The sequence below is a fragment of the Streptomyces sp. NPDC050806 genome, assembly GCF_055586425.1.
The window spans coordinates 468051-480033 of sequence record NZ_JBVJIF010000009.1; the positions used below are offsets into that span (position 1 = coordinate 468051).

At 73.9% G+C, this 11983-nt stretch carries 7 protein-coding genes; 4 read left to right on the plus strand and 3 right to left on the minus strand.

The features are described from left to right. Positions 1-123: 123 nt before the first annotated feature. Together ACZ6WH_RS29265 and ACZ6WH_RS29270 are read right to left on the minus strand one after the other, a co-directional pair. Positions 124-1719 carry a glycosyltransferase family 39 protein gene (locus ACZ6WH_RS29265; protein ID WP_469731911.1) on the minus strand — a complete coding sequence of 532 codons (1596 nt, stop codon included), beginning with the start codon at positions 1717-1719 and terminating at the stop codon, positions 124-126. Then, positions 1716-3542 (minus strand): stealth family protein, encoded by a 1827-nt coding sequence (locus ACZ6WH_RS29270; RefSeq protein WP_432864379.1) that lies wholly within the window; start codon positions 3540-3542, stop codon positions 1716-1718. Before ACZ6WH_RS29270 ends, ACZ6WH_RS29265 begins: the two co-directional genes overlap by 4 nt. Before the next feature lie 252 nt (positions 3543-3794). Here ACZ6WH_RS29270 and ACZ6WH_RS29275 point away from each other — a divergent pair, with 252 nt between their 5' ends. The 4 genes from ACZ6WH_RS29275 to ACZ6WH_RS29290 all read left to right on the plus strand — a co-directional run bounded on the left by ACZ6WH_RS29275 (position 3795) and on the right by ACZ6WH_RS29290 (position 11123). Beyond that, positions 3795-4811 carry a hypothetical protein gene (locus ACZ6WH_RS29275; protein ID WP_469731912.1) on the plus strand — a complete coding sequence of 339 codons (1017 nt, stop codon included), beginning with the start codon at positions 3795-3797 and terminating at the stop codon, positions 4809-4811. Beyond that, positions 4808-7651, plus strand: a complete 2844-nt coding sequence (locus ACZ6WH_RS29280) for a stealth conserved region 3 domain-containing protein (RefSeq protein ID WP_469731914.1) — start codon at positions 4808-4810, stop codon at positions 7649-7651. Before ACZ6WH_RS29275 ends, ACZ6WH_RS29280 begins: the two co-directional genes overlap by 4 nt. Continuing rightward, positions 7648-8634: a UDP-glucose 4-epimerase GalE gene (gene galE, locus ACZ6WH_RS29285; protein ID WP_469731916.1), complete on the plus strand. Its 987-nt coding sequence runs from the start codon at positions 7648-7650 to the stop codon at positions 8632-8634. The genes ACZ6WH_RS29280 and galE overlap by 4 nt, the downstream gene beginning before the upstream one ends. Before the next feature lie 134 nt (positions 8635-8768). Next, complete coding sequence (locus ACZ6WH_RS29290) at positions 8769-11123, plus strand: bifunctional glycosyltransferase/CDP-glycerol:glycerophosphate glycerophosphotransferase (RefSeq protein ID WP_469731918.1); 2355 nt, start codon at positions 8769-8771, stop codon at positions 11121-11123. 90 nt (positions 11124-11213) lie between these two features. Here the strand turns inward: ACZ6WH_RS29290 and ACZ6WH_RS29295 are convergent, their stop codons facing one another. Continuing rightward, complete coding sequence (locus tag ACZ6WH_RS29295) at positions 11214-11873, minus strand: TetR/AcrR family transcriptional regulator (RefSeq protein ID WP_432855099.1); 660 nt, start codon at positions 11871-11873, stop codon at positions 11214-11216. Positions 11874-11983: the final 110 nt, after the last annotated feature.

The following is an 11983-nucleotide window of genomic DNA, read 5'->3' on the forward strand; positions in this document are numbered from 1 at the left end:
CCTCTCGACGGGAAACGCGGTGCCGGACATTAGCGGCCGGGCGCCGCGGATCCGCGAATTGCCGGGCCTTCGGCGCGTAAGGGGAATTCCGCCCGGTCGTGCGACCGCGTCCTGGGCGGCCGGTCAGCGCCGCCGTACGAAGAGCGCGACATTGCCGCTGATGCCGTCGTGCCAGGAGCGCTGGACGCACACCTCGTGCAGCAGGCGCCAGTTCGCCCGGTACCACGCGCTGTGCCGGAACCACCGGGTGCGGTCCACCCCGTCCGCGATGACCAGCCAGACCCGGTCCGCGCGCAGCAGCCGGGCGCGGATCTCGCGCAGCGGCGCTCCCCGGCCGTACAGGGCGCCCGACGGGCCGGGCTCCTCCTGCAGGGTGATGTCGGTGAGGCCCCGGAAGGCCCGCGGGTACGCGAGCCGCACGCCGCGCTCGTGGCGCGGGAGGAAGAAGACGCCGTCGCCGGCGCGTGCCTCGCGGCGGACGAGGGTGGCCACCGCGGCGAGGTGGTCGGCCCGGCTCTCGGGGCGCCGCTCGTGCTGCTGCGCGGGCAGCTGGCCCAGGAACGCCGCGGCCGCGCAGGCCGCGCCCGCCACCGTCAGCCGGCGCGGCGGGAAGCGCCTGCCGCGCCGCACGGTGACCCGGTCGACCAGGCTCTCGGCCCCCGCCGCCGCGGCCAGCGCCAGCCCCGGCACCGCGAAGAACAGGTAGCGGTGGGTGAAGACCGGGAGCTGCTGCGCGGCCGCGAAGAGGACGAGCGGCGGCACCACGGCCCACGGGACGGCCACGGCCGCCGCGCCGAGCGGCCCGCCGCGCGGCAGGGGACACACCGCCGCGAGCAGCGTCAGGGCGAGCAGCACCGTGATCAGCACCGGCGAGGGGCCGGCCAGGGCGCTCAGCGCGTGTCCCGCGTCGCGGGCCCCGGGCGCGGCCAGCCAGCCGATCTGGGCGCTCTGCCGCTGGGACACCATCACGACCGGCGCGACGGCGGCGGCCACCGCGCAGCAGGCCGCCGCCCACCGCCACCGCACGGCCCGCGGTACGCGCGCGACCAGCAGGGTCACCGCATGGGAGGCCAGGAGCAGCGCGGCGAATTCGTGCAGCACCGCGGTGACCGCCGTGCCGGCCGCGTACCCCGCCCAGGAGCGGGCCCGGCCGCCGCGCACCGCCGTGGTCAGCAGCAGCGTGGACAGCGCGGCACCGGCCGTGACGAGCGCGTACGAGCGGCCCTCCTGGGCGTAGTGGCTCACCGACGGCAGGGCCGCGAGGAGCAGCCCTGCCCACAGGCCCACGCGGGGCGCGGCGAGCCGGCTGCCGAGCAGCGCCACGAGTCCGGCCGCCACGGTCGCGCCGAGCACGGACGGCAGCCGCAGCACGGTCCCGTTGCTGAGCGGCAGCCCGAAGAGGCCGTGCACGAGGGCCCCGTAACCGTGCATCAGGACGTAGTACAGGCCGTGCACCGCGTCGGCGGTGCCGAGCAGATCCCACAGCTGCGGCAGCGGCCGGCCCGCGACCTGCGCGGTGACCGCCTCGTCCCGCCACAGCGTCCCGCGGTCCAGGCCCCACAGCCCGAGCGCGAGCGTCACCGCGCACGGGACGAGCACGGCGACGGCCGTGGCGCGGCGCCGCCCGTCCGGACCGGCGTACGCGGACCCCGGGACGCGGCCCGGCGCGGGGGCCGCCGGCCGTTCCTCCTCGGGGTCCGCGACGCTCGGTCCGCTCATTCCGGCCCGGGCAGCTCGTACGGGCTCGGCAGCGGGAAGTACGCCTCCAGGAACGGCTTGAGCAGCGCGAGCTGGTCCGCCAGGTCGGTCTCCTCCGACTGGGTGTCGTTGAGGCAGAAGACGTCCCGGTCGCGGTGGGCGAGCAGCCGGTCCAGCCGGTTGACGGCGTTCGGCCGGGAGAGGTCGAGGTAGGAGTAGGCGATGTCGGCGGGCAGCGCCCGGCCGGTGTGGAAGGCGTAGTAGTGGTGCAGCGAGGACGGGATGGAGATGTCGTCGATGCTGCGGAAGCGGTGCGAGGCGGTCGCCCGGTGCTCGCTGCCGAACTCCCGCTCTATCTCGGCGAGCACGCTGCGCCGCAGGGCGTGCGGTACGTGCTTCATCTTCTGCACCGGGGTGGTGCCGAAGCGGGCCTCGATGAGGGCGCGGTTGTTCTTGCCGGCGACGGACACCGGGACGTCGTCGTCGCCGGGCGGCCCGAGCGGCACCAGCGCGGGCGAGGGGAAGTACTTCGTCAGCCCGTTGGCCAGGAAGAAGTCGTGCGGTGAGGCCTCCCGGCCCAGGAAGACGTCGTCGTTGAAGTACAGGAAGTGCTCCGAGAGGCCGTGTATGTGGTGCAGCTGGCTCTCGATGGCGTGCGAGTTGAACGTCGGCAGGTCACCCGCCTCGGTGAATATCTCGCGGTGGCTGACGACCTTCACGCGCGGGTGCGCGGTGTTGAGCCAGGCCGGCACCTGGTCGTCGGTGACGAGGTAGACGTCGCGCACCCAGGGCGCGTACATGTCCAGCGAGCGCAGCGAATAGCGCAGCTCGTCGCGGTTGGCGTAGCGCGCCGCGTTGGCCGCCTCGTCGTGGTACGCCTGCCCGGTGAACCCGGCCCGGCGCTCCAGCCACGCCGGGTCGGCGCCGTCCACCCAGGTGTAGACGACGTCGACGGGGAAGGTGATGTCGCCGGGCAGCGGCACGGTGAAGTCCCGGTAGGTGGCGACCTGCTCGGCCCGGCGGTCACCGGAGCCGTTCGGGCAGGTGAAGAGCGCGGCGGGGACACGGATCCGGGGCCCCTGGACCGGCACCCACTCGGTGACGGCGTTCCGCCGCGGGGCGACCAGCCGGTCCTCCTCGCGCGGCCAGAACTCCACGTCGCAGCCGTACGCCTCGTCCAGGACGAGCGAGCGCCCGGGGTCGGTACGGAACCAGGTGACCCGGAACAGCCCGGCGCGCCCGGCCCGGTGCCAGCCCCCGGAGTCGTAGCCGGGCACGGTGTGCCGGACCTCGCGCCCCGGCGACAGCAGGGAGACGTACCCGGGGAGTTCGCGGCACCGGGCGGCCAGCGCGGCGAGCGCCCGCGATCCGTCCTCCGCCGCCACCGCGACCACGCCCCGCCCGCGCTCCTTGCCGCGTACGCAGAAGTGGTCGACGCCGGCCCGTTCCAGGGTCTCGGCGACCGTGACGAGGTTGTCGCGGCGGGCCCGGGCGGGCGAGAGGTCGTGCTGCACGAGGGCGATGCGCGGGTGTCCGGCGACCATGGCGACGGCCCGGCCGGGCCCCGCGGCGAGGGCGCGATGGGCGAGCGCCACGCCCCGGGTGCGCAGCCCTTCCAGGTGTCTGGCCGTCGCCAGCCAGCTGACCTGCTGTTTGATGCGGCGGCGCAGCTCCGGGGTGGAGCGGGTCGCGATGGCGCGCCGCAGGTGCTCCGGTACGGCCTTGCGGTAGACCGACACCAGGGTCGACGCCTCCGGGTTGACCCGCCGCACCGTCCCGCCGGCGCGGCCGGCACCCGGATGCCGTACGGGCCGGCGGCGTGGTTCGGCCGTCCGCTGTCCCATCTGTGCACTCACTCCGGTCTCCCCCTTTGTGTCACTCCCTGCGGTCCGGTCATTTACCCCTATGGGCGTTTGATGCAACTATGACGCCGTACGTCCCGGTACACATCCGCTGTGCGTCCGGTCCCTGTGGGCGCCCGCCCCTCATAGGGGAGAACTTTCCTCAAGGGATGACTCGTCAGCGGACGAGAAGGATGCCCCGCCATGTGACCGACGGGCGCCGACCGCGCCCATCCGAAGGGAGCGCCGGCCGCCATGCACCAGGTCCTGCTGTCCCGGGCGGTGAAAGCCGGCCGCCGTGCCCGTCGCGCGGCGGCCGGCGTGCGCCGCCGCGTCGAACGCGTCGACACCGTGCCGGTGCTCGCCGCCCGGCTGCGCCCACGGCCCGTCCTGCGCCCCGTCCACCTCTCCGTTCTGGGCGGCCGTACCCTGAACATCGCGGTCCGTTACCCCCGCCGCGCCGACGGAATCGGCACCGCACTGCTCCATCTGGACCACCACGGCCACCGCCGGACCGCCCCGCTGACCCCCGAACCGCAGCCCGACGGCACGCTGCTGCTCACCGCGACGGCCCCGCTCCGCTTCGTCCCGCACGGCGGGCCCGCGGAGCCCGGCGTCCTCGCCCTCGGGCCCGGCGTCTGGCGGCTCTCCCTCGCCGTGACCGACGCGACCGGCCGGGAGACCCTGGCCGACCTGCGTGCGGCGCCACCGCGCACCGTGGCCGGGCCGACGCTCCCGCACTCCCCCGACCCCGGCAGCGGCGCCCTCTTCCGTCCCGTGCGCTCCGCGGACGGCCACGCCCTGCTCAAGGTCGCCCGCCCCGCCCCGCAGGCCGAACTGGTCGCGCTCGGCCTGCGCTGGGACCGCGTCACGGTGCAGGTCCGGCTGGTCGGGCCGCTGCCCCGGCACGCCGGCTGGACCGCCGAGGCGGTCCGCCAGGGCTCGGGCTCCACCGTGCTGCCCATGCCGCTGGAGCAGGGTGCGGGGCATCTCACCGCCGACCTCCCGCTGGCCGCGATGGCCGCCGACGGACACGTCCAGCACACCTGGGAGGTGCGGCTGCGGTCCGGGCGGACCCGGCTGAAGGTCGGCCGCCGGCTGACCGACGTACGCCACCCGAAGCGGGTCTTCCGTACGCCCTACCGCTCCATAGCGCTGGCGGACGGCCGGCTGCTGCGGGTGCACGCCCAGCTCTCGGCGGCCGGGAACCTCACCGTCAGCTGCGCCGCGTACGCGGTGCCCGCCCACCAGCCCTCGGAGGACCGGCCATGAGAATCACGTTCCTGCTGACCCTCGGCGACGAGATGGGCGGCACGGAGATGGCCGCGTACACCCAGGCGGCCCACCTCGCGCCGCGCCACGACGTGTCGGTGCTGAGCGTCTTCCGCACCCGCTCCGAGCCGTTCTTCCCCGCCGGCCGGGACATCCGCCGCCGCTACCTGGTCGACCGGACGGGGCCGTACGAGCGGCCGGTGCGCCGCAGCGGCCTGGACGAGGCGGCCTGCCGCACCCTGGCCTCGCTCCCCAGCGAGCTGATCGAGCCCGCCTGGGAGCACACCTTCAACCGGCTCTCCGACGTCGAGCTGAGCGCCGCGCTCGCCGCGCTGGACACCGACGTGCTGGTCACCACCACGCCCGCGCTGATGGCCGCGGCCGCCGAGCTGGTGCAGGGCCCGGTGATCACCGTCCACCAGGAGCACCGCGCCTCCCAGCTGCGCGGTGTCAGCGGCGAGCCGCTGCTCCGCTACGCGCCGCGGATCGACGCGCTGGTCTCGCTGACCGAGCGGACGGCCGAGTGGTTCCGCGAGTCCCTCGGCCCGGCGGCGCCCGAGCTGCCCGTGATCCCGAACGCGGTGCCCGACGGCTACCGCCCGCGCTCCGACCTCGCGGGCCGCACGATCGTGGTGGCCGCCCGGATGACCCCCGAGAAGCAGCTCGACCACGCCGTACGGGCCTTCGCGCAGGTCGCGGAGGATCATCCGGACTGGCGGCTGCGGATCTTCGGCGACGGCCCGCAGGAGGTCAAGCTGCGGCAGCTGGTCGAGGGCCTGGCGCTGCACGACCGGGTCGAACTCCTCGGCCGGACGCGGGAGATGACGGAGGAGTGGGCGAAGGCGAGCCTGTGCCTGCTGCCGTCCCGCAACGAGGCGTTCCCACTGGTGCTGCTGGAGGTGTTCGCGGCCGGGGTGCCGGTCGTCGCGTACGACATCGTCACCGGGCCCGCCGAGATCGTCCGGCACGGCGTGGACGGCCTGCTCGTGCCGCCCGGCGACGTGGACGCGCTGGCCGCCGCGCTCGGCGAACTGATGGGAGATCAGGAGCGGCTGGAGGCGTACGGGAACGCCGCGCGCGCCGGGGTGTACGAGCGCTTCTCCGGCGAGCTGGTGACCAGCGAGTGGGAGCGGCTGTTCGAGAAGCTGGTGGACCGCCGGGACGCGCCGGACCGGCTCGCCGCCCGCGCCGACCGCACCGCGCTGCGCATCGCGGCGGGCGGCGGCCGGGCCTTCAGCGTGGCGGCCCCGCACGGCGGCCCGCTCGCACCCTCCGCCGACGCGCAGAAGGCCCGCGAGGTGCTGCTGAAGGCCCAGGACCGCTCGGGCCGGCTGGTCCGCTCCGCCGGCCGGCTGGCGGAGCTGCGCGACGACCTCACCGCGCCGCAGGTCGCCGACCGCAACCTGGAGCTGGCCACGGACGCGCTGCGGGCCCACGGGATCGGCTACGTCCTGCTGCGGGACGAGGCGGTCGCGCACCGGGTCGCGGTGGCGGTCGAGGACCGGGAGCGGGCGCTGGCCGCGCTCGCCGAGGAGCTGCGCGGCGAGCCGGTCTACGGCGAGCTGGTCTCGCCGCGCGGCCACGCCCCCGGCGCGCTGCTCGCCGAACGGCTGCGGGAGGCCGGCGAGATCGCGGGGGTGCGCGTCTTCAAGCCGGTGACCAGCGAGAGCCGCACGCTGCGGTACGGCCCGGCGTTCGGCTGCACCGTGGAGTTCTGGGCGCCGGACGAGGACGGGTGGCGCGAGGCCCCGCGCGGCACCACGCTCCTCGGGCCGCGCCTGCCGGACCTGGCGCCCACGGCGACCTGGCGGGTCGCGGGCCGGGACCACCCGACGCCCGCCGCCCTCTCCGACACCCTCATGTGGGACATCGACTTCCCCGTCGACGTCGTCTACACCTGGGTGGACGACGCCGACCCGGCCTGGCGGGAGCGGCGGGACGCGGCCCGGCGCGCGGCCGGCCTGCCCACCGACCACGTGGACAGCGGCGACGCCCGCTTCCGCAGCCGCGACGAACTGCGTCACTCGCTCCGCTCGCTGGCGATGTACGCGCCCTGGGTCCGCGCCGTCCACCTCGTCACCGACGACCAGGTGCCCGACTGGCTGGACACGGCGCACCCCGGCCTGAAGGTGGTCGACCACCGCGAGCTGTTCGCCGACACCGCACAGCTGCCGACCTTCAACTCGCACGCCATCGAGAGCCAGCTGCACCGCATCGAGGGCCTGTCCGAGCAGTTCCTGTACTTCAACGACGACGTGTTCCTCGGCCGCCCGCTGCCGGCCTCGGCGTTCTTCCACAGCAACGGCACCGCGCGCTTCTTCCGCTCGCCCACGGCCGTGCCTCCCGGCGAGGTGACCGAGGACGACGAGGGCTACTTCGCCGCCGCCAAGAACAACCGGGCACTGCTGAAGCGGGAGTTCGGCCGCGTCGCCACGCACAGCTTCCTGCACGCCCCGCACCCGCTGCGGCGCAGCGTCCTCGCCGAGATCGCCGACCGCTTCCCCGAGGAGGTGGCGGCGACCGCCGGCAGCCGCTTCCGGGCCCGTACGGATCTCTCCATCGCCTCGTCGCTGCACCACTACTACGGATATCTGACCGGCAAGTCGACGCCCGCGACCATTTCCTGCTCCTTCGTGAACGCCGGCCGCTACGACCACCACACTGTCCTCAGCCGCCTGCTGGCCACCCGCAGCCACTCGGTCTTCTGCATCGGGGACTCGGCGGAGGCGGAGGTGCCGGCCGCGGAGCAGGACCGGGTGGTGCGTGCCTTCCTCGGCGCGTACTTCCCCGTACCGTCGCCGTACGAGCGCGGCGGAGCCGAGGAGAAGGAGCGAGCATGACCTGGCTGATCACCGGTGGCGCGGGGTACATCGGGGCGCACGTGGTGCGCGCCATGGCGGGCGCGGGCGAGCGCGCGGTGGTGCTGGACGATCTGTCCACCGGCGTGGCGGAGCGGGTGCCCGAGGACGTCCCGCTCGTCGTCGGGTCGACGCTGGACCGGGCGCTGCTGGACCGCACGATCGCGGAGCACGAGGTCTCCGGGGTGGTGCACCTGGCGGCGAAGAAGCAGGTCGCCGAGTCGGTGGAGCTGCCGCTGCTGTACTACCGGGAGAACGTGCACGGGCTGCAGACGCTGCTGGAGGCGGTCGCCGCCGGCGGTGTCGGCCGCTTCGTGTTCTCCTCCTCCGCCGCGGTCTACGGCATGCCCGACGTGGACCTGGTCACCGAGGACACCCCGTGCGTGCCGATGAGCCCGTACGGCGAGACCAAGCTGGCGGGCGAGTGGCTGACCCGGGCGGCGGGCCGGGCGCACGGCATCTCCACCGCCTGTCTGCGCTACTTCAACGTGGCGGGCGCCGCGGCTCCGGAGCTGGCCGACACCGGCGTCTTCAACATCGTCCCGATGGTCTTCGAGAAGCTCACCGAGGGCGCGGCGCCACGTGTCTTCGGCGACGACTACGACACCCCCGACGGCACCTGCGTCCGCGACTACATCCACGTCGAGGACCTGGCCGACGCGCACCTGGCGGCCGCCCGCAAGCTGGGCGAGCGCGGCCCGGTCCGCGACCTGACGGTCAACATCGGCCGCGGCGAGGGCGTTTCCGTACGCGAGATGGTCGATCTGATCGCGGAGGTCACCGGCTACCGGGACCGCCCGGCCGAGGTCACCGCGCGGCGCCCCGGCGACCCGGCGCGGGTGGTGGCGGCCGCCGACCGGATCGCCGCCGAGCTGGGCTGGAAGGCCCGGCACGACGTGCGCGACATGGTCGCTTCGGCATGGGCGGGCTGGCTGCTGCGGCACCCGGAGGCGAAGCGCGACTGAACTTGTTCCTACTTTTAACGAACAAACACACAACCAACTCCTCATCCCTTCCGTCTCACAGGTAGCGAAAAGGAACCGCATTTCGGGCGATTCCGCTTTCTGTGCCCGGTCCGATACGAGGAGTAGTTTCCGCAATGCCCGCATCCGGTGGCTCCGCCGCATCGCCTCGCTTCAGCATCGTCGTGCCGGTCTTCAAGGTGCAGGGCTACCTCCGCGCCTGCCTGGACTCGGTGCTGGCCCAGACGTACGCCGACTTCGAGGTCGTCGCGGTGGACGACCGCTCGCCCGACGGCTCGGGGGCGATCCTGGACGAGTACGCGGCCCGTGACCCGCGCGTCGTCCCACTGCACCTCCCCGAGAACAAGGGCATCGGCAACGCCCGCAACGAGGGTGTGGCGCACGCCCGCGGCGACTACCTCCTCTTCCTCGACAGCGACGACACGCTGCTGCCGGACGCGCTGGAGTCCATAGCCGCCCGGATCAAGGAGACCGAGGAACCGGACATCCTGGTCTACGACTACGCGCGCACCTTCTGGTGGGGCGAGGCCAAGCGCAACCGCGACGCCGAGGTGCTCTCCGCGCCCGGCCCCGAGGTCGGCACCATCGACGACCGGCCGGACCTGCTGCGCCTGTTCACCGTCGTGTGGAACAAGGCCTACCGGCGCGACTTCTACCTCGCCGGCGGCTTCAGCTTCCCCGACGGCTTCTACGAGGACGCGGTCGTCGTCTACGAGTCGCTGTTCAGCGCCGAGCGCATCGCGCTGCTGGACCAGGTCTGCGTGCACTACCGCCAGCGCCGCCAGGGCAACGCGCTGCGCACCCCCAGCCGCGCGCACTTCGCCGCGTTCGCCACGTACGAGCGGCTGTTCGCGTTCATCGAGGAGCGGCCGGCGCTGCACCGCTGGCGCGCCTTCCTCTTCGAGCACATGATCGACCACTACCTCTTCATCCTGGCCCGCCCGGACCGCGTGCCCCACGCCGCGCGCCCGGAGTTCTTCCGGCTGGCGGCCCAGCACTACCGCCGCTACCGGCCCGCCGACTTCGTCCGCCCCAAGGGCGTGATGGGCGTCCAGTACGACGCGCTCGCCCGCGGCTCCTACGCCGCGTTCGCCGCGCTGAAGCTGGCCGCCAGGGGCCGCAAGAAGGCGGCGGGCCGGCTGAAGAAGGCCAAGCACACCCTCGGCAAGCAGGCGTACGCGCGCTTCTACCAGCTCCAGCTGCGCCGCCCGCTGGACCCGCACCTCGCCGTCTACGCCGCGTACTGGAACCGCACCCCCGCCTGCAATCCGTTCGCGATCTACGAGAAGGCCAAGGAGCTGGCGCCGCAGATCCACGGCGTGTGGGTGATCAAGCAGGGCATGGAGGAGACCCTCCCCGAGGGCGTCGACCACGTGATCGTGGGCTCGCCGCGCTACTGGGAGGTGATGGCCCGCGCCACGTACCTCGTCAACAACGTCAACTTCGCCGACGCGGTCGTGAAGCGCCCCGGGCAGATCCACCTCCAGACCCACCACGGCACCCCGCTCAAGCGGATGGGCATCGACCAGCAGCAGTACCCGGCGGCGGCCAAGGGCATGTCCATGCGCAAGCTGCTGCAGCGCGCGGACCGCTGGGACTTCAGCGTCTCCTCGAACCAGCACACCACCGAGCAGTGGGAGCGGGTCTACCCCTGCGCCTTCCAGTCGCTGGACACCGGCTACCCGCGCAACGACGTGTACTACCGGGCGACCGCCCAGGACGTCCTGGAGATCCGCGAGCGCCTCGGCATCGCCCCGGGCCGCACCGCCGTCCTGTACGCGCCGACCGTCCGCGACTACCAGAACGGCTACATCCCGCGGATGGACCTGGAGCGCGTCACCCGCGAACTGGGCCCGGACGTGGTGCTGCTGGTGCGCACCCACTACTTCTACGGCGAGAACGACCGGCTGGCCGAGCTCCAGGAGCAGGGCCTGCTGATCGACGTCTCGCGCCACCCGTCGGTCGAGGAGCTGTGCCTGGCCGCCGACGCGCTGGTCACGGACTACTCGTCGATCATGTTCGACTACGCCAACCTCGACCGGCCGATCATCACCTACGCGGACGACTGGGACGTGTACGTAAAGTCCCGCGGCGTCACCTTCGACCTGCTGTCCGGCGAGCCGGGCGACACCCCGGGCGCCGTGGCCACCAATGAGGACGAGCTGATCGCCGCCTTCCGGGACGGCACCTGGAACGGCGCGGAGGCCGCGGCCCGCCGCGCCGCGTTCCGCGCCCGCTTCTGCCAGTGGGACGACGGCCACGCGGCCGAGCGCGTGGTCCGCCGGGTGTTCCTGGGCCAGGAGGAGACGCCGGAGGTCGTGCCGCTCGACGAGCGCACGGTGGCACCGACGCCGCGCGAGGCGGCGGCGACCGGCTCGGGCCTGACCACGCTGCCGGTGCAGACCGGCACGGTCACCGCGCCCGACAACGGTGCCGACGCCACCGCGTCCGACATGGGCCTGGCCGGCTAGGGGGGTACCGAGCCCCGTCAGGGGCGCGGGGAACTGCGCGACCGGCCACATGCGGCCCGCAGTCGACACCGCGCCCCTGACGAGACGGCGCTACGCGCCCCGCGCGCCGAGCGCCGTCGCCACCGCGGCCGCCAGCTCGTCCAGGTACCCCTTGGGCAGGTCGCCCCGGAGCACCACCACCCGCCAGTACAGCGGCCCCGTGATCAGGTCGAGCGCGAGCCGGACATCCACGTCCGGCCGCAGCTCACCGCGCTCGACCGCGCGCCCCACCATCGTCCGCGTCATGGACTCCTGGCTGTCGTGCAACGCACTCCGCAGCGCCTCGGCGATCTCCGGGCTGCGCGCCGCCTCCGCCAGCAGGTCCGGGATGATCTGCGCGGCCATCGGATGGCGCAGCGCCCGGGACGCCACCTCCAGCAGCATCCGTACATCACCGCGCAGCGTGCCGGTGTCGGGTACCGGCATGCCCTCGGCGGCCAGCGCGGTGACCACGTCCAGGACGAGGTGCAGCTTGGAGCGCCAGCGGCGGTACACGGCGGTCTTGCCGACCCCCGCGCGCCGTGCGATGCCCTCGATCGACATCCGGCCGAACCCGACGGCCGCCAGCTCCGCGAAGACCGCTGCCCGAATGGCGGCGGTCTTCTCCTCGCGCAGCACGGCGGCGCCGGCCGGCGCCCGGCGGGCCGACGGCGCAGGCCGGCCCGGCGGTACCTGGGGTGCCGCTTCGGTCGGTGCTGGGTCCTTTGCCATGGAGGGAGCATAGCGTCGCGACGGGACGGTTGCGTTTCGACCTACGCGCGCCCTACTCTCGGGTTGCGACGATACGGAGCCGTCTCGTCGTGAGTTCCTCAGCCTCGCGG